This window comes from Shimia biformata, from assembly GCF_016888515.1.
In the GTDB taxonomy this organism is placed as follows: Bacteria; Pseudomonadota; Alphaproteobacteria; order Rhodobacterales; family Rhodobacteraceae; genus Shimia_A; species Shimia_A biformata.
Map to the genome: position 1 here is coordinate 2,813,952 of NZ_JAFEJK010000001.1, position 18,725 is coordinate 2,832,676.

Genomic DNA, 18,725 nt, shown 5'->3' on the forward strand with positions numbered 1-18,725 from the left:
CGTCTCAGCTTTCCCGTCTCAGCTTTCTCTGTCGAGATCGCTGAAATGGCGGCCTTCGCGCTGAAGCGCGTCGAACACCGGCTCGACCTGCCAGAAACGCGGATATTCCGCCGCGAAACGCTCAAGGTCGGCTTTGAGCGCCAATAGCCCCGCCTGATCCGCCGTTTTCATCGGCCCGCCGCGCCAGCGCGGATAGCCATAGCCGTGGACCAGCACCGTGTCGATATCGCCGGGCCGGGTCGCGATTCCCTCGCGCAGAAGCCGCGCCCCGGTGTTGGCCATTGCCGCCAGCACGCGGCGCTGAATCTCTTTGACCGAAAAGCTGCGCGGCACAATGCCGGCCACTGCGCGCTCGGCTTCGATGATGGCCAGCACTTCGGGGTCGGGTTCGCCTTTGCGCGCGCCATCGGGATAGCGGTAATAACCGCGTCCGGTTTTCTGTCCGAACCAGCCCCGTTCACACAGCCGGTCCGCCACCACGACATAGCGGTCGGCGGGGTCGCGGGTCGGCGCCAGCCGCTTGCGCCGCGCCCATGCGATATCCAGCCCGGCAAGGTCGCTGACCTGAAACGGGCCCAGCGCCATGCCAAAGCTGCGCATTGCCTTGTCGATCTCGTAGGGCGAGGCACCGTCTTCCATCATGAAATCACAAACCGCGCGATAAGCGGCAAAGACCGAGTTGCCGATGAACCCGTCACAGACCCCGGACCGCACCGGGATTTTGCCCAGCCTTTTGGCCAGCGCGACACCTGTCGCCACCGCGTCCGCCCCGGTCCGTTCCCCCACCACGACCTCCAGAAGCCGCATCACGTGGGCAGGTGAGAAGAAATGAAGCCCGACCAGCATCTCGGGCTGCTCCAGCACCGAGGCAATTTCGTTAATATCAAGATAGGAGGTATTGGTCGCCAGCACCGTGTTTTCACCGACAATGCCGTCAAGCTGGGCAAAGATCTGTTGCTTGACGTCCATCTCTTCGATCACCGCCTCGATGACGAGGTCCATATCCGCCATGGCCACAAGGTCATCTCGCCCCTGCAGACGCGACAGGTGGTCCTCGAACCGGTCAATTCCAAGCCGCCCGCGCCGGACATCGCGTTCCAGGATATCGCGGATGCGGCTCAGCCCCTTGTCCAGCAAGGTCCCGTCACGTTCGACCAGCATAACCCGCAGCCCCGCCGACAGGCAGGCCGCGGCGATCCCTGCCCCCATCGTGCCGCCACCGACGATGCCGACCCTGTCGATGTCGCGTGCGGTGCCCTGTGCCAGCTCCGGCAGTTTCGCGGCCTTTCGCTCGGCAAAGAATATGTGGCGCAGCGCGTCAGAATGGTCCGAGGCGACAAGCGTGTCGAACGCCGCGCGTTCAAATGCCATTCCGGTGTCGAACGGCAGAAGGGCCGCGGCCTCGACGCAACGCACGATTTCGACCGGCGCGATCTCGGGGCGGCGGGACACCTCGGCCAGCTTGTCCTGAACGACCGACTGGTAATCCGCCGCGTCGCGAAAACCGTCGGTGATGTCCCGCGTCGGGCGCGGATTGGCGCCGTCCGCGATGATCTCGGCGGCATACTCCAGCGCGGCCTGTCGCAGATCGCCGCTGACCACCCTGTCAAAGAACACCCCGGCGCGCTTGTCGGTCACCTTCATCGGGCGTCCCGACAGCATCAGGTCAAGCGCGACCTCGGCGCCGCCCAGTCGCGGCGCGCGCTGGGTACCGCCTGCGCCGGGCAGGATGCCCAGCGTGACTTCGGGCAGGCCAAAAGCAGCCTTGTCATCGGCGATCCGGTAATGCGCGCCCAGCGCCACCTCGAACCCGCCGCCGAGCGCGGTGCCGTGAACGGCCGCGATGACCGGTTTGGATGCGGCCTCCAGCCGGTTGCACACCTCGGGCAGCCAGGGGTCCTTTGGGGCGGACACGAACTCGCGGATATCCGCCCCGGCCGGAAAGGTGCGGCCCATCCCGATCAACATGATCGCGCGGACAGTGTCATCGGCAAGCGCGTGGTCCAACCCTTCCACAAGCCCGACCCGCACCGCATGCGACAAGGCATTGACTGGCGGATTGTTCACCGCCAGGACCGCAACATCACCTTCGACCTGATAGATTACCGCATCCGACATGCTGTCCTCCTGTCGTCCGCCGCGCCAGACCGGATGGACGGCTTCCCCTGTCCAAACTTTACCCCCGCGCGGGTGTGGCGCAACCGTCGGGACGATGAAGACGCAAGAAAAAACGCCTGCGAGCCATGCGCGGGCGTGTTTTTTTTGGAGTGCAGGCTTCCTGCTGTCAGGCCGCGCGGACGTCAGACGGGCATGTTGTCGAACATACCTTCCAGTTCTTCATCAACCAGTTCGAAATCGAGATCACGCAGCCGGGCCGGAACCCGCCCGCCGTCGGCCTTGATGCGCTCAAGCGTGCGGTGCAGGTCCTGATGAAGCTGATACCGGGTATCTCCGGTCGCATTGGCAATCCGGGCTTCCAGTTCAAAGGCTTTGTTCAACAAAATATCCATGAGCAAAAGGGTCCTCCTCAATCCTTTTGTTACTGCGCCACCTCGGTCGCACAGTTCTTGCATAATGGGGCGTCGGGCACGACGGCCAAACGTTCCGCCGAAATATCGTCTCCACAACGCGCACAAATGCCGAATTCTCCGTCACGAATGCGGGCAAGTGCTGCACGAATGCGCAGAATTTCATCCTGTCCGCTTTGGCCCAGCTGTTCCAACACCTCGTCGCCTTCCCTTTCGACGGCCAGTTCTTCCCAGTCCTTGGAATGCTCGGCATCCAACTCCGCTTCGATTGCATGCAGGCGCGAATCCAGTTCGGACAAACGCTTGAGCAGCGCCGCCCTGTATGTCGAAACGTCTTTCATGTGGTATCCTCTGATTGTGACAGAAATTATGACACGGCGGACAAAACACAACCTTGACCTTGGTCAAACATGACTGCCACTTGCAACATATGCAAAAAACGTTATATGATCTCCAACAAATGGAGGATTCCTGATGAAACCCGAAGTAAAAGCCTTTTTCGACGATGCCACGAACACCATCTCTTTTGTGGTAAAAGACCCGAATTCAAGCAGTTGCGCGGTGATCGACAGCGTGCTGGACTTCGACTATTCCTCGGGCCGCACCGACACGGCCTCGGCGGATGAAGTCATCGCCTATGTGAAAGACAACAACCTCAAGGTCGAGTGGCTGCTGGAAAGCCATGTTCACGCCGACCACCTGTCGGCGGCGCCCTATATCCAGGAACAGGTCGGCGGCAAAATCGGCATTGGCGAGAATATCACCATCGTGCAGGACACCTTCGGCAAGGTCTTCAATGAAGGCACCGAGTTCCAGCGTGACGGCAGCCAGTTCGATGCGCTGTTCAAGGAAGGCGACAGTTTCCACATCGGCCAGATGCGCGGCGACGTGCTGCACACACCCGGCCACACACCTGCCTGCCTGACCTATGTGATCGGTGACGCGGCCTTTGTCGGCGACACGTTGTTCATGCCCGATTTCGGCACCGCGCGTTGCGACTTTCCCGGCGGATCGTCCGAGGTGCTGTATAACTCGATCCAGAAGATCCTTGCCCTGCCGGACGAGACCCGCATCTTTGTCGGCCACGACTACAAGGCACCGGGCCGCGACGACTATGCCTGGGAGACCACGGTTGCCGAACAGAAAGCGGCCAACGTGCATGTCGGCTCGGGCAAGGACAAGGACGCGTTCGTCAAGATGCGCGACGAGCGCGACGCGACGCTGGCCATGCCCAAGCTGATTATCCCGTCCCTGCAAGTGAACATGCGCGCGGGCCAGATGCCCGAACCCGATGAAAAGGGCGACGTGTTCCTGAAGGTGCCGGTCAACAAGCTGTAAGACCAAGTGCCGGGCCCGGCGGCAAAAAACCGGGACGGACACAATCAACAGAACATCACGCACTGAACGAATAAGGAAACGCGAAAATGTCATCTATTCCAATCGATTGGATCTGGGGTCTGATCGGGGGCCTCATGATCGGCCTTGGCGGAGCCGTTTTTCTTCTGGGAAACGGCCGCATCATGGGCGCCAGCGGCATCATTGGCGGGCTTGTCGATGGCTCGGGCCGCTCAAACGCCGCCGAGCGGCTGGTCTTCCTGGCCGCCGTCTTCCTGCTGCCGATCGTGCTGCATCCGCTTTACCGACCCTTTGAAACCCATGCCACGACCAATGTCGCAGTGCTGGTCGCCGCCGGGTTGCTGGTCGGGATCGGCACCCGTATCGCCAATGGCTGCACTTCCGGTCATGGCGTTTGCGGCATCTCGCGGCTCAGTCTGCGCGGCATTGTCGCCACTGTCTTCTATATCATGGCAGGCGGCCTGACCGTGGTCCTGTTCCGCCACATCCTGGGGGTGATCTGATGCAACGTCTTATCCTTGCTTTCATCGCCGGGGGGCTGTTCGGGTCGGGGCTGTTCGTCTCGGGCATGACCGACACCACCAAGGTGCAGGGCTGGCTGGATGTCTTTGGCAACTGGGACCCCACGCTGGCCTTCGTGATGGGCGGCGCGATCATTCCCATGGCCATCGCCTGGGCCTTCACCAAGGGGCGCAAACCACTGGTCGGTGGTGATTTCCCCGCCCCACCGGAACCGAAACTGGGTCGAAACCTGGTGGTTGGCTCGGTCCTGTTCGGCATGGGCTGGGGACTGGCGGGGCTGTGCCCCGGTCCGGCGGTGGCGTCACTGTCCTATGGCGGCTGGCCGCATTGGGTGTTCTTCGCCGCCATGCTTGCCGGCATGTTCGCGGCACCTGCGGTGCGCGCGCGGGTTGATCGCGCGGTGCCCGCAGAATAACCACCTGATCCACGACGGGGCCGGAGGGTCCGGCCCCGCCCTTCCCTCTCAACTAAGGACGCTGGACAGCGCAGAGCCGTCACAGTAAGCATCGATCATGGATATTCGTCAGATCTCGCCCAGCTATTTCGTTTCGCCCCAGATTGACCCGGCCGACATTGCCGCGATCAAGGCGGCGGGGTTCACCCGCATCATCTGCAACCGGCCGGATGCCGAGATCCCGCCCAGCCATCATGCGTCGGTCATGGCGGACCTCGCGGCGGCAGAGGGCATCGACTTCGTCGCGATCCCGCTGACGCATGACACGATGAACGCCGAGAACCTTGGACGTCAGAAAGACGCGATGGACAGCGCGGACGGCAAGGTTCTTGCCTATTGCGCCAGCGGCACGCGCTGCACCGTGGCATGGTCGCTGATCCACGCCGCCGAAATGCCGGTGGATGACATTCTGGGCGCGGCTGCGGCGGGCGGTTATGACCTTGGCGGGCTGCGTCCCCGACTTGAGGCTCTGGCCCAGGGCTGATGCCCCGGGTTTGAAATTGACAGAAGGCCGGTGCGATTTGCGCCGGCTTTTCTTATTGGGATGATGCAAATGCCGACGTCGGTGGCTGTGGGCTGACGGTCAGCAGATCCGCCTGGGTGTCATTGCCCGCGTCCCCGCCGACCGGCGCTCCGGTAAAGCTTGCCGGGGCTGGTGCGACGGTGGCGCGGTCGGCCCCGGGCGGGCCATCAAACGGTTGCTGCCCAGACGCCTCTGCGTCGCCGTCTGTCCCAACATCCTGCAACAGGCGCACGGCCCGCATGCCGCTGATTTTGCCCAGTTTTACACGCAGTCCCGATCCGCCTCCGCGCGGGGCAAGGCGAGCGGTTGCAGCTGCGTCCGGTGGCAACTCAAGCACTTGTCCGACGGCCAGATCCTGCGCCGCGTCCAGCGTCAGCGACACCCGCGCCAGGATCGCGGTCATGACCAGGGGGGCCGCGCGCACCGCATCCGGGAACCTGGTATCCTCGTCCCTCTGCCTGTCTTCGGCGCGCGGCAAGTCCGGCAGGAAGAAAAGCACCTCGCCCTCCGCCTCACCCTCACCCAGCACACAGGACAGGCGGAACAGCTGTCCTCCACCGGGAGCCAACGCAAGGGCCAAGGCGCGCGGATCGCGCACCATCGCACCAAAGCGATAATCCAGAAGCCAGCCGGGGCGGGCCGCATCGTCATCGTCCCATGCCGTGACCAGCCGGGACAGAATTCCGTCGATAAGGGGCGCGACCAGCGCCGCCTCGACCCGTGTGACCCTGCGCCCGTCTGCGGTTGCCTTCGGGATCGTGCCAAGCAGTTGGAAGCCCACCAGCGCATGAACCAGCGGCGCTGACATCGCAACCGCGCCCACCTGACCACCGGCCCCGTCAAGGACCGCCAGAAGCGCGGTGCCTGGGCAGACGTCGGCAAGGGACTCGGCATCGCAGGCCCGGCTTGTCACCCCGGCAACCTGTACCCCCGGCCCGCCATCTGCGCGAAACGCCCGTCCCGCCGCCAGCCGCAAGGCCCGGTCCAGGGTCATGCCACGGGGGGCCGCGCCGCTGCCGACCACCTCCAGCCGTTTTCTCAGGACGGACATTGCAAAAACCTGTCTGACTCAATTGCGGCCAGACTAGGTCCTGGTGGTTATCAAATTATTGACGGGGTCACTCCGCCGCCAGCGCCACCCGGTCAGGCAGCGTCACCCGGAAGGCCGCGCCACCCTGCCCCGGCAAATACTGGACCGACCCGTCGAGACGCGCCATCACCTCGCGGCAGATCGCCAGGCCAAGCCCCGCGCCCTTGGCCTTTTGCGCCCCGACGCGGCTGAATTTTTCAAAGATCACCGCCTGTTCTTCCTTGGTGATCCCCGCGCCGTTGTCGATGAAGTCGATCACCAGCGTCTCATCGGTCCGGCCCACCTCGATGGTCAATTCCGGCTGATCGGCATCGCAGTATTTCTGCGCATTGGCGATCAGGTTGATGAAGACCTGGCTCAGACGTTCCAAATCGGTGTGAAGCGCCACCGCCTCGGATGCGCGACGGCGCGTGACCTTCAGGCTGTCGATGCCGCTGCCGGTCAGCGCGGTGGCAACCGCATGATCCAGCAGGTCCGACAACATGCCTTTCTGCACATTCAGGTTGACCTGCCCGTTTTCCAGCACGCTGAGGTCCAGAAGGTCATCCAGAAGCCGCGTCAGGCGCACGGCCTCGTCATGGATGATCGAGGAATATTTGACCTTCTCGGCCTCGCTCAGCTTGTCGCTGTCGCGCAGGATTTCCGAAAACGCCCGGATCGAGGTCATCGGCGTGCGCAATTCGTGGCTGACCTGACTGAGGAAGTTGTCCTTCTGGACCGAGATCTGGGTCAGCTTTTCATTGGCCTGCCGCAACTGCCGTGCGGTGCGCGCCTGTTCTTCGGACTTGGCTTCCAGCTGGCTGGAATATTCCATCATCTGCGCGGTTTCATCCGCCACCGCCATCAGGTCCTCGACCGAAACGCTGGCGCCGCCGACGATCTGACCGATCATCGCATGGGCCGTGGCCGCCCCAACCGAACCAGAGAGTTCCCGCTCAAGCGCGTGCAGGAAATCCGGGCTGGGTTCGGGCAGGAAGCCGGACACGCCCTGACGCTGGGCCTCGCGTTCGAACAGGGCCTGTGCCTCTCGTGCGCCGATGATGCGCTGGGCCATGATCATCAGGTCCTCGGACTGGCCGACGCTGCCGGACCAGCTGCGCGGCCCCTGGCTGTGTTCAAAGACATTGACGAACTGTGCGCCCTGCAACCGCTCCAGCGGCGACGGGAAGGTGATCAGCGATACCGCGACAAAGGCAAAGGTGTTCAGCGAGATCGACCAGAAAATGGCGTGGACCAGCGGGTCCAGCCCCTCGATGCCAAAAAACGCCTGCGGCCGCAGCCAACCGATGCCGAACGGGCCTGCCGTCATGATCTGCTCGGACAGCATCGCCCCGGTGCCGAAACTGGGAAGCAGCAGCGAATAGGCCCAGACCAGAAATCCGACCGTCAGCCCGGTAAAGGCGCCGGGGCGGGTTGCGCCGCGCCAGAAGATGCCGCCCAAGAGGACAGGCAGGAACTGGGCCACGCCAGCAAAGGAAATCAGGCCGATCGACGCCAGCGCCGTGCCACCGCCCGAGAACTGGTAATAGAGATAGCCCAGCCCGACCACGGCCCCGATCGACACGCGCCGCGCCATGATGACCACGTTGCGCACGTCGCCGGACATCTGCACGCCACTGCCATTGGCCGACAACCAGATCGGCATCACGATATGGTTCGACACCATCGTTGCCAGCGCCAGCGCCGCCACGATCACCATCGAGGTCGCGGACGAAAATCCGCCGAGGAAGGACAGCATCGCCAGCCCTTCATTCCCCGTCGCCAGCGGCAGGGTCAGCACGAACAGGTCGGGGTTCGACCCGGTGGGCAGCAACTCGAGCCCGACGACGGCAATCGGGACGACAAACAGGCTCATTACCATCAGGTAGGCCGGGAACGCCCAGGATGCGGTGCGCAGGTGGCCCTCGTCCTCGTTCTCGACCACCATGACCTGGAACATGCGTGGCAGGCAGAGGAAGGCGGCGGCCGACAGGAATATCAGCGACGCCCAGCGGTCACCCGACATTTGCCACATGCCGATTTCCGACGCGTCGATCCGCTCAAGCGTTGAGGCGAACCCGCCCCCGATGCCCCAGACAACGAAGACCCCAACCGCCAGCAGTGCAAACAGCTTGACCACCGCCTCGACCGCGATGGCCATGACAACCCCGTGGTGGCGTTCGTTCACATCCAGGTTGCGGGTGCCGAAGATGATGGTGAACAGGGTCAGCCCCAGCGCCACCAACAGGGCGTTGGACCCCTGCCCGGCGATCTCTTCCCCGCCCGACTGCACATCGGCGAAAACCTCGAAAGACAGGGTCACGGACTGAAGCTGCAGCGCGATATAAGGCGTGGTGCCGATCACCGCCAGAAGCGTGACCCCAACCGCCAGAAGGTTCGACTTGCCATAGCGGGACGAGATCAGGTCGGCGATCGAGGTGATGCGCTGGCTGCGCCCGATCCTGACCAGCTTGCGCAGGATCCACCACCATCCGAACATGACCAGCGAGGGGCCGATATAGATTGTCAGGTATTCCAGCCCCGACCGGGCGGCATAACCGACCGCACCGTAAAAGGTCCATGCGGTGCAGTAGATCGACAGGGACAGGGTATAGACGATGGGGGACCGCAACCAATTCGTGCGCCCGCGCAGGGCCGCACGCTCGGCGGCAAAGGCCACGGCGAACAAGAACGCCACGTAGGCCAGACAGACCGCGACAAGGACATTAAGCGTGGCCATCACAGGTCACCGGTCGGGGGATTGTCGTCTTCGCCCAAGGCCCGTCGCGTCAGAAAGGCCGTCGCCGCCACAAGCGAAACCCATATGCCGAAGATAAAGATGATGGCATCCGCGGTGCTGACCCCGTCCGGCCCCGCGTCGGTCCAGAGCAACGGCACAAACCACAGAAACAGCCCCACGAACGGCAACAGGCGCAGCCCGTCAATCATGCGGCGGCGGCGATAGCTGCGCCTTTCGACGAATATCGCCTTCTGCCGCGCCATCAGCCCGCGACCAGGTCGCGCACCGCCTCGATCACATCAGAATTCGAGAACGGCTTGGTCATGAAGCGGCTGGCACCGGCTTTCTCAGCCATTTCGCGGTCCTTGTTCTGGCCGCGCGCCGTGAGCATCAGCACCGGCAGCCCGTCGGTTTCGGGATCGTCACGCAATTCGCGCAGGATTTCGAACCCGCTTTTGCCCGGCAACATGACGTCAAGGATCACAAGGTCGGGCGACCGGCGACGGACCGCATCCATGGCATCATGGCCATTCGAATGCGTCGCAACCTCCCAGCCGTCGCGCGACAGGATGAAACTGATGGCTTCGATGATGTTCGGTTCATCCTCGATCAGAAGCACACGTTTCGTCATGCAGCCTATTCCTCCCCATGCAAATGCCAGACTGAGACATTCGCGTTTCGCGATCTTATCCACCCAAGCCAGAAAGCCAAGTCAAATCAGGCCGCAGGTCATATCCCGTCAACCAGAATCGATGGCTCGCGCCGGCCTTCGCAGGTGCGGCTGGGGCAGACCCGGCAGGTCGAACCGACCTCGCGCGCATTCGCGGACCGCTTCGACGCGGGCATGACCAGCATGAACGCGTGATAGAGCGGATCGGCGTTGAATTCGATGCGGCCAACTGGCTCGGAGATGGCAAAACAGTCAAACTGCAGCGCATCGCGGCCCGTGACCTCGACCCGCTGCCGGATCGGTCGCGCGGGCCGGGTCAGCGACTGGAACAGCGGCCATTTCGGACAGGCGGCGCTGAAACGCGGCACCGGGAACCCTTCCAGCGGACGCCGCATCAAGAGCGTGCCGGACGCATCGCACATCACCAGCCCCACGGGACGCGGCAGCGCCGACTCGGGCGTGACTGCCAGCCGCCGGAACACCGCCGCCAGTCCAACCCGGAAGGCCCGCGCGATCGCCAGGGGGTCGTCGCCGACCTCGGCAAGTGTCTCGTGCAGGCGGTCGCCGGGCATGGCCTGAACATCACCGTGCAGCCGCCGCAGGGTCTGGGCCGCCATGGTGCGCGATGAATCCGATGTCAGCTCGGCGCAGTCGCGGACAAACGCGTCGGCGTCGAAATCGGCCGCTTCGAGAAACGGCAGGTCATAGTCGCGCACCGACAGCATCGCCTCGACCTCTTCCTGCGGCAGGGTCAGGCTGGCCCCAGCATCCCCGGCCCCGTCGAGATAGCTGACCAGCTGTTGCGAGCTTTCGGCAAGGCGCTGGCTATCCTCGTTCAGGTTGCGGTGAAAGCGGTTGCGCCACTCGGGTTCGATTTCCTTGGTGTCAGCAAGGATGCCGGCGGTCGAGCGGATCGCGGTGACCATCGACAGCACCTCATGCATCGAGGTCGCCAGATGCGGATCGTGCGCCAGCCGGTCGGTCAGCGTCGCCACGGTGCGTTCCAGCGTGCCAAGCCGCCGGTGGGTGTCGGCGATCATCTGCGCCCAGCCGGGAAATCTGCCCGCGAACTCGTCAATCCGGTCCAGTTCCGGCGCGGCGGCCATCGCGTCGGCGGCAGCCTCGCGCAGGGTCGCGATCAGCGCGGCCTCAGCGCCTTCGCTCAGCAGAGACGGCTCAACCTCAAGCACCTGCGCGATGTCGACAAGCAGTTTGCCGCCGATTCTGCGGCGGTTGTGTTCGATCAGATTGAGATATGAGGCCGAGATCCCGACATCACGGGCAAGATCGGATTGGCGGATGCCAGCCATGATCCTGCGTTCGCGGATACGGCTGCCTGTCAATGTGTCGCGTGCCATCTGGTTTTCCTTGGCCTTTTCAAGGGCTTTCTGCGGTGCGAGAACAAGTAATTTACAACACCCTTTTACACGCTGTCGATTGCTTTACAAAAAAATTGTTTCGCAAAAGGCAGTTGTTGCGAAGTTTTCTGACCCTGCCCGATAATGCTTTTGCACAAAAGTGCGTGCGCTTGCGGGAAGAGGAGCCCGCAAACGCGTTTCACGAAACGGGAGGATTACATGTCCAAATCGAATTTCACTCGTCGCGGGGTGCTGAAAACCGGCACCGTGGCTGGCGCAGGCCTTGCCTTGCCCACCATCTTTACCGCGCAGTCGGCTGCGGCGTTCACCAACGAACCCACCGGCGGCACCGTGACCCTGGGCTTCAACGTGCCCCAGACCGGTCCTTACGCGGATGAGGGTAACGACGAACTGCTGGCGCAACAGCTTGCGGTCGAGCATCTGAACGGCATGGGCGATGGCGGCTGCCTCAACACCTTCACCTCGAAGGCGCTGAAGGGGAACGGCATCCTGGGCAAGAAGGTCGAATTCGTGACCGGCGACACCCAGACCAAATCGGACGCCGCGCGCGCATCGGCCAAGTCGATGATCGAAAAAGACGGCGCCGTGATGATCAACGGCGGCTCGTCCTCGGGCGTGGCTGTTGCCGTGCAGGGCCTCTGCCAGGAAGCTGGCGTCATCTTCATGGCCGGCCTGACCCACTCGAACGACACCACCGGCAAGGACCGCAAGAAAAACGGCTTCCGCCACTTCTTCAACGCCTACATGTCCGCCGCTGCGCTGGCACCGGTGCTGGCGAAGGAAATGGGCACCGATCGTCGCGCCTATCACCTGACCGCCGACTACACCTGGGGCTGGACCCAGCAGGAGTCGATCCAGGCCGCGACCGAGGCGATGGGCTGGGATACCGTCACCAACGTGATGACCCCGCTGGCATCGACCGACTTCTCGTCCTACATCGCGCCGATCCTGAACTCGGGTGCCGACACGCTGGTTCTGAACCACTACGGCGGCAACATGATCAACTCGCTGACCAACGCGGTTCAGTTCGGTCTGCTGGACAAGCAGGTGAACGGCAAGGACTTCAAGATCATTGTTCCGCTTTATTCGGAACTGATGGCCGCCGGTGCGGGCGAGAACATCAAGGGCGTTCTCGGTTCGATGAACTACAACTGGCAGCTGCAGAACGAAGGTTCGGCGGCATTCGTCAAGTCGTTCGGCGAGAAGTACGGCAAGCCGCCGTCCAACTCGGCACAGACCTGCTATGCACAGGTTCTGCTTTATGCCGACGCGGTCGAGCGTGCAGGCACCTTCAACCCCTGCGGTGTCGTCGAAGCGCTGGAAGGCTTCGAGTTCGACGGTCTGGGCAACGGCCCGACGCTCTATCGTGCAGAAGATCACCAGTGCTTCAAGGACGTTCTGGTTGTGCGCGGTGCCGAGAACCCGACCAACCAGTACGACACGCTGGAAATCGTCGAAGTCACCCCGGCCGCTCAGGTCTCGTACGAGCCGAACCACCCGATGTTCGGTGGCGACGACGCCTCGTTGGGTGAGTGCAACCCCGGCGCCTGATCAAAGGACGCCATCCCGCCGACCGCGCCAACGCGCGGTCGGCATCGCGACATCCGCGGAACCAGTCCGCGAGATCGCAATCCAAACGTGACAGGTGGGAAACATGGACTCGATCCTCCTTCAGATTCTGAACGGGCTCGACAAGGGCTCGGCCTATGCGCTGATCGCGCTGGGTCTTACACTTATTTTCGGTACGCTGGGCGTGGTGAACTTTGCGCATGGCGCAATCTTCATGCTGGGCGCCTTCTGCGCGGTGACACTGTCAAAGGTGTTGCAACTCAGCTTCGTGACCATCGACGAGACGAAGAAGGACTTCCTCGGCAACCCCCTGAAGGTCGAGACCCCCTATGTCGAAGCCTGGTTCGGCCCCGAGATCGGAGCCTCGATCATCGACTGGGCGGTGCCGCTGTCCATCCTGCTGGCCATCCCGGTCATGATCGCGCTGGGCCTTCTCATGGAACGCGGGCTGATCAAGCATTTCTACAAGCGTGAGCATGCCGACCAGATCCTTGTGACCTTCGGCCTGGCCATCGTGCTTCAGGAAATCGTCAAATATTACTTCGGCGCCAACCCGATCCAGACCCCGCCGCCGGATGCCCTGCTGGGCGTTGCCAACCTGGGCGCGTGGTTCGGGCTGGACCTGCCCTACCCGATCTGGCGGATCGTCTATTTCTGCTTTGCCGCGCTGATCATCTTCGCCGTGTTTGCCTTCCTGCAATTCACCACCTTCGGCATGGTCGTGCGCGCTGGTATGGCCGACCGCGAGACCGTCGGACTGCTGGGTATCAACATCGACCGCCGCTTCACCATCATGTTCGCGATCGCCGCCTGTGTGGCCGGTCTTGCGGGGGTGATGTATGCGCCGATCAACCCGCCAAACTATCACATGGGGATGGACTTCCTTGTCCTGTCCTTCGTCGTGGTGGTCGTCGGCGGCATGGGTTCTCTGCCCGGTGCGGTGCTGGCCGGCTTCCTGCTGGGTATCCTTGAAAGCTTCGCCTCGACCACCTGGGCGACGACCACGATCCCCGGCATCAACCAGATCATCATCTACCTTGTCGCAATCATCGTGCTTCTCACCCGCCCGCGCGGACTGATGGGCCGCAAAGGTGTGATGGAGGAATAAGACATGCTTGGACTGAACAAAAAAGACTCCACACTCCTGATCGTGGTGGCGGTGCTGACCCTGTTTGCACCGTTCATCCTGAACCCCTTCCCCGCCGACAGCGCCCTGGCGCAGTTCAACGCCGGCTACCCGGACCTGATGCAGCGTTTCGTGGTGTTCGGCATCTTCGCCATCGGCTTCAACATCCTGTTTGGCCTGACCGGATACCTGTCCTTCGGTCACGCCGCTTTCCTCGGGATCGGCTCTTACGCGGCGGTCTGGGTGTTCAAGCTGTTCACCTATAACGTCGTCCCGGCGGTCATCCTTGCGGTCATCATCGCGTCGATCTTTGCGCTGGCCATGGGCTATGTGTCGCTGCGGCGCTCGGGTATCTACTTCTCGATCCTGACGCTGGCCTTTGCCCAGATGATGTTCGCGCTGGCCTATTCGGTCTTGTCGAACCCCAAGTTCAACCTGACCAACGGTGAAACCGGGCTTCAGGTCTATGCCGACGATCCGCAGATGTTCCACCGCGCCGGACTGCCCGACCTGCCGCACCTCTTTGGCCTGTCGATGCGCGCGACCTATGATCTGGACATCGGCGCCTGGAGCTTCAGCTTCAACGCGGGCTACTATCTCTGCGCCGTGGTGATGATGGTTGTCTTCTACCTGTCGATCCGCATCTTCCGTTCGCCCTTTGGCATGATGCTGCGCGCGATCAAGTCGAACCAGACCCGCCTGAACTATACCGGCCTTTCCCCGCGCCCCTATGCGCTGGCGGCCTTCGTGATCTCGGGCGCCTATGCCGGCCTTGCCGGTGGCCTGATGGCGGCGATGGACCCGCTGGCCGGTGCGGAACGGATGCAATGGACCGCGTCGGGTGAGGTCGTGCTGATGACCATCCTCGGCGGCACCGGCACCCTGATCGGCCCGGTCCTGGGCGCGGGCTTCATCAAGTATTTCGAGAACATCTTCTCGAAGATCAACGATGCGGTCCTGCACCAGTGGTTTGCGTTCCTGCCTGACGGGATGGAGGACTTCGTCGTCTTCATCATCCACCCCTTCGTCGGCAAGGGCTGGCACCTCACCCTGGGTATCCTGTTCATGCTGGTCGTGATCTTCCTGCCCGGTGGTCTTGTCGAAGGTGGTCAACGCCTTGGCAAATGGATCAAGTCTCGTGGCAAGTCGGAAGAGACCGACAAAGCCAAAATCGAACCCGCAGAGTAAGGAGACGGAAAGATGGGAATTCTTGAAGTCAAGGACGTCAGCAAGCGGTTCGGCGGACTGAAAGCGCTGAGCGACGTCAACCTCAGCGTGGCCGAAAACACCGTCCACGCCATCATCGGCCCCAACGGGGCTGGCAAATCCACCCTGCTCAACTGTTTCGTGGGCAAGCTGATCCCCGACACCGGCTCCGTCATGTTCGACGGCCAGTCGGTGCTGGGACGGAAACCTTACGAAATCAACCAGATGGGCATCTCTCGCGTGTTCCAGACCCCTGAGATCTTTGGCGATCTCACGGTGATGGAAAACATGATGATCCCGGTCTTCGCCAAGCGCGACGGTCACTTCCAGATGAACGCCATCGGCGACATGATGAAGGAAAAGGACATCGTGGAAGCGGCCGAGGCGATGCTAGTCGACATGAACATGGCCGACAAGCGCCACATGCATGCCGCCTCGATGTCGCGCGGTGACAAGCGGCGGCTGGAAATCGGCATGTGCCTGGCACAGGAACCGCGCCTGCTGCTGCTCGACGAACCGACGGCAGGCATGGCGCGCGCCGATACCAACAACACCATTGATCTTCTGAAAGAGATCAAGGACCAGCGCGACATCACCATCGCCATCATCGAACACGACATGCACGTCGTCTTCTCGCTCGCCGAGCGGATCACCGTGCTGGCGCAGGGCACCCCGCTGGTCGAGGACACGCCGCAAAACATCAAGGGCCATCCGAAAGTGCGCGAAGCGTATCTTGGCGAGACAGCGTAAGGAGAACTTCAGATGAATGTAAAACCGGACTTCTCCAAGGGCCATAACCTGGCCGAAACCGCCCCCGCCTTCCTGTCCGTCTGGAACATGGAAAGCTATTACGGCGAAAGCTACATCGTGCAGAACATCTCGTTCAACGTGCACGAGGGTGAGATCCTGGCGCTTCTGGGCCGCAACGGGGCGGGCAAGACCTCGACCCTGCGGTCGATCGCGCGGATGGACAATCCTCAGGTCACCCATGGCGAAATCTGGCTGGATCACCAGCCCCTGCACCTGATGAAAAGCCACGAGGCCGCCGCCGCCGGAATCGGGCTAGTGCCCGAGGATCGCTGCATCATTCCCGGCCTGACGGTCGAAGAAAACCTGCAACTGGCCCAGATCGCGCCGCCGATTGGCTGGTCGCTGGAACGTCTTTACGAACTGTTCCCGCGTCTCGGCGAACGCCGCAAGCAGGAAGGCGTGACGCTATCGGGTGGGGAACAGCAGATGCTGGCCATTGCCCGGGCATTGGCGCGGGACATCAAGGTGCTGCTGCTGGACGAACCCTATGAGGGTCTCGCCCCGGTGATCGTCGATGAGATCGAAAAGACGCTGCGCATCATCAAGGAACAGGGCATCACCACGATTCTGGTCGAACAGAACGCGGTGCGCGCACTGGAACTGGCCGACCGGTCGGTGATCCTCGATACCGGCGGGATCGTTTTTGACGGCAGTGCCGCAGAAGTGCTTGAAAACGCCGAGCTGCGCGCCGAATATCTGGCCATCTGACCTGGTCGGGGCCCCGCCCTGCCACCGGACCAAAATCCAGGACGCGCCACAGGTCATCCGGCCTCTGGCGCGTTTGCACTGAAAAGACGCCCGGATCGCAACCGGGACCAAAGGGAGATGAGACATGGCTGACAAGACCTATCCGCCTTCGGCCGACATGGTGGCCAATGCCTATGCGGACGCGGCGACCTATGAAAACTTGTATGCCGCTTCGATGACCGACCCCGAGGGGTTCTGGGCCAAGGAAGCGCAGCGCATTGACTGGATAGAGCCCTTCACAAAGGTCAAGAACACCAGTTTCGAACCAGGCAATATCGACATCAAGTGGTTCGAGGATGGTGTTTTGAATGTCTCGGCCAATTGCATCGACCGTCATCTGGCCACACGCGGTGACCAGACCGCCATCATCTGGGAACCAGATGACCCGGACGCCCCTGCTCAGCACATCACCTATCGCGAATTGCACGAAAAAACCTGCCGCATGGCCAATGTGCTTCTGTCGCAGGGCGTCATGCGCGGGGATCGGGTCATCATCTACCTGCCAATGATCCCCGAAGCGGCCTATGCGATGCTGGCCTGTGCGCGCATCGGCGCGATCCACTCCATTGTCTTTGCGGGCTTTTCGCCTGACGCGCTGGCGGCGCGGATCAACGGCTGTGACGCGAAAGTGGTGATAACGGCGGACACCGCCCCGCGCGGGGGCCGCAAGACGGCGCTCAAGACCAATGCCGATCAGGCGCTGTTGCACTGTTCCGAAAAGGTGCGCTGCCTTGTGGTCAAGCATACCGGCGATCAGACCACATGGGTCGATGGCCGGGACGTGGACGTCAAGGCGCTGATGGACACCGCCGCGCCGGATTGTCCGCCCCGCCCGATGGGTGCCGAAGACCCGCTGTTCATCCTCTACACCTCGGGTTCGACGGGGCAGCCCAAGGGTGTGGTGCATTGTTCGGGTGGTTATCTGGTCTATGCCGCGATGACGCATCAGTACACGTTCGACTACAAGGACGGCGACATTTTCTGGTGTACCGCGGATGTCGGCTGGGTCACCGGGCACAGCTATATCGTCTATGGCCCGCTCGCCAATGGCGCCACCACGGTGATGTTCGAGGGCGTGCCGACCTACCCGGATGCCAGCCGCTTCTGGCAGGTCTGCGAGAAGCATAAAGTGAACCAGTTCTACACCGCGCCGACCGCCATTCGTGCGCTGATGGGACAGGGCAACGATTTCGTAACCAAATGCGACCTAAGCTCGCTGCGAATCCTCGGCACGGTCGGCGAACCGATCAACCCCGAGGCCTGGAACTGGTACAATGACGTCGTCGGCAAGGGCAAATGCCCGATCGTCGACACCTGGTGGCAGACTGAGACCGGCGGCCACATGATGACGCCGCTCCCGGGTGCGCATGCGACCAAACCCGGCGCGGCGATGAAGCCGTTCTTCGGGGTGAAACCCGTGGTGCTGGACCCGCAATCGGGGGTCGAGATCACCGGCAACGGGGTCGAGGGCGTGTTGTGCATCGCCGATAGCTGGCCCGGCCAGATGCGCACCGTCTGGGGCGACCATGAGCGGTTCGAGAAGACCTATTTCTCGGACTACAAGGGCTATTACTTTGCCGGCGACGGCTGCCGCCGGGACGAGGACGGTGACTACTGGATCACCGGCCGGGTCGATGACGTGATCAACGTCTCGGGTCACCGGATGGGCACGGCCGAGGTGGAATCGGCGCTGGTGGCGCATGCGAAAGTGGCCGAGGCCGCGGTCGTGGGCTATCCGCATGACATCAAGGGACAGGGCATCTATTGCTATGTCACGCTGATGAACGGGGTCGAACCGACCGAGGAGCTGCGCAAGGAGTTGCGCAGCTGGGTCCGCACCGAGATCGGCCCCATCGCATCCCCCGACCTGATCCAATGGGCGCCGGGCCTGCCGAAAACCCGCTCGGGCAAGATCATGCGCCGCATCCTGCGCAAGATCGCCGAAAACGACTATGGCGCCCTTGGCGATACCTCAACCCTCGCAGAACCCGCCGTCGTCGATGACCTCATCGAGAACAGGATGAAC

General features: G+C 62.5%; 18 protein-coding genes. 10 read left to right on the forward strand and 8 right to left on the reverse strand.

Annotation, left to right across the window (positions count from 1 at the left end):
* Window positions 1–18: 18 nt before the first annotated feature.
* From JQ863_RS13830 to JQ863_RS13840, 3 genes are all read right to left on the reverse strand, one after another.
* Entirely contained in the window at window positions 19–2,118 is a 2,100-nt protein-coding gene (locus JQ863_RS13830; RefSeq protein ID WP_204114736.1) for a 3-hydroxyacyl-CoA dehydrogenase NAD-binding domain-containing protein, read from the reverse strand.
* 182 nt (window positions 2,119–2,300) lie between these two features.
* A complete protein-coding gene (locus JQ863_RS13835) occupies window positions 2,301–2,510 on the reverse strand; it encodes a hypothetical protein (protein WP_204114737.1) in 210 nt (69 codons plus the stop codon).
* Window positions 2,511–2,539: 29 nt separating this feature from the next.
* On the reverse strand, window positions 2,540–2,869 hold the full coding sequence (locus JQ863_RS13840; RefSeq protein WP_204114738.1) for a TraR/DksA family transcriptional regulator: 330 nt from the start codon (window positions 2,867–2,869) through the stop codon (window positions 2,540–2,542).
* 133 nt (window positions 2,870–3,002) lie between these two features.
* Between JQ863_RS13840 and JQ863_RS13845 the strand changes: the two genes are divergently transcribed.
* From JQ863_RS13845 to JQ863_RS13860, 4 genes are all read left to right on the forward strand, one after another.
* On the forward strand, window positions 3,003–3,866 hold the full coding sequence (locus JQ863_RS13845) for an MBL fold metallo-hydrolase (protein WP_204114739.1): 864 nt from the start codon (window positions 3,003–3,005) through the stop codon (window positions 3,864–3,866).
* 95 nt (window positions 3,867–3,961) lie between these two features.
* On the forward strand, window positions 3,962–4,387 hold the full coding sequence (locus JQ863_RS13850) for a YeeE/YedE thiosulfate transporter family protein (RefSeq protein ID WP_204115166.1): 426 nt from the start codon (window positions 3,962–3,964) through the stop codon (window positions 4,385–4,387).
* Window positions 4,387–4,821, forward strand: coding sequence for a YeeE/YedE family protein (locus JQ863_RS13855; protein WP_204114740.1), 435 nt, complete (start codon window positions 4,387–4,389; stop codon window positions 4,819–4,821). Before JQ863_RS13850 ends, JQ863_RS13855 begins: the two co-directional genes overlap by 1 nt.
* Before the next feature lie 97 nt (window positions 4,822–4,918).
* The gene (locus JQ863_RS13860; RefSeq protein WP_204114741.1) at window positions 4,919–5,344 is read left to right on the forward strand and encodes a protein tyrosine phosphatase family protein; all 426 of its coding nucleotides are present in this window, start codon (window positions 4,919–4,921) and stop codon (window positions 5,342–5,344) included.
* A gap of 52 nt (window positions 5,345–5,396) precedes the next feature.
* Here JQ863_RS13860 and JQ863_RS13865 read toward each other — a convergent pair whose 3' ends face one another.
* The 5 genes from JQ863_RS13865 to JQ863_RS13885 all read right to left on the reverse strand — a co-directional run bounded on the left by JQ863_RS13865 (window position 5,397) and on the right by JQ863_RS13885 (window position 11,220).
* On the reverse strand, window positions 5,397–6,434 hold the full coding sequence (locus tag JQ863_RS13865) for a flagellar motor switch protein FliM (RefSeq protein WP_204114742.1): 1,038 nt from the start codon (window positions 6,432–6,434) through the stop codon (window positions 5,397–5,399).
* 67 nt (window positions 6,435–6,501) lie between these two features.
* Complete coding sequence (locus JQ863_RS13870; protein ID WP_204114743.1) at window positions 6,502–9,192, reverse strand: ATP-binding protein; 2,691 nt, start codon at window positions 9,190–9,192, stop codon at window positions 6,502–6,504.
* Window positions 9,192–9,455, reverse strand: coding sequence for a hypothetical protein (locus JQ863_RS13875; protein ID WP_204114744.1), 264 nt, complete (start codon window positions 9,453–9,455; stop codon window positions 9,192–9,194). Before JQ863_RS13875 ends, JQ863_RS13870 begins: the two co-directional genes overlap by 1 nt.
* A complete protein-coding gene (locus JQ863_RS13880) occupies window positions 9,455–9,823 on the reverse strand; it encodes a response regulator transcription factor (RefSeq protein ID WP_204114745.1) in 369 nt (122 codons plus the stop codon). The genes JQ863_RS13875 and JQ863_RS13880 overlap by 1 nt, the downstream gene beginning before the upstream one ends.
* A gap of 98 nt (window positions 9,824–9,921) precedes the next feature.
* On the reverse strand, window positions 9,922–11,220 hold the full coding sequence (locus JQ863_RS13885; protein WP_204114746.1) for a helix-turn-helix domain-containing protein: 1,299 nt from the start codon (window positions 11,218–11,220) through the stop codon (window positions 9,922–9,924).
* 219 nt (window positions 11,221–11,439) lie between these two features.
* Here JQ863_RS13885 and JQ863_RS13890 point away from each other — a divergent pair, with 219 nt between their 5' ends.
* The 6 genes from JQ863_RS13890 to acs all read left to right on the forward strand — a co-directional run.
* On the forward strand, window positions 11,440–12,792 hold the full coding sequence (locus JQ863_RS13890; RefSeq protein WP_204114747.1) for a substrate-binding protein: 1,353 nt from the start codon (window positions 11,440–11,442) through the stop codon (window positions 12,790–12,792).
* A gap of 103 nt (window positions 12,793–12,895) precedes the next feature.
* A complete protein-coding gene (locus tag JQ863_RS13895; protein ID WP_204114748.1) occupies window positions 12,896–13,918 on the forward strand; it encodes a branched-chain amino acid ABC transporter permease in 1,023 nt (340 codons plus the stop codon).
* A 3-nt stretch (window positions 13,919–13,921) separates the two neighbouring features.
* Window positions 13,922–15,124, forward strand: coding sequence for a branched-chain amino acid ABC transporter permease (locus JQ863_RS13900; protein ID WP_204114749.1), 1,203 nt, complete (start codon window positions 13,922–13,924; stop codon window positions 15,122–15,124).
* A gap of 12 nt (window positions 15,125–15,136) precedes the next feature.
* Window positions 15,137–15,892, forward strand: a complete 756-nt coding sequence (locus JQ863_RS13905; protein WP_204114750.1) for an ABC transporter ATP-binding protein — start codon at window positions 15,137–15,139, stop codon at window positions 15,890–15,892.
* A 12-nt stretch (window positions 15,893–15,904) separates the two neighbouring features.
* Window positions 15,905–16,660, forward strand: a complete 756-nt coding sequence (locus JQ863_RS13910; protein ID WP_204114751.1) for an ABC transporter ATP-binding protein — start codon at window positions 15,905–15,907, stop codon at window positions 16,658–16,660.
* A 124-nt stretch (window positions 16,661–16,784) separates the two neighbouring features.
* Window positions 16,785–18,725: acetate--CoA ligase (gene acs / locus JQ863_RS13915; RefSeq protein ID WP_204114752.1), on the forward strand; the 1,941-nt coding region annotated here is incomplete at its 3' end.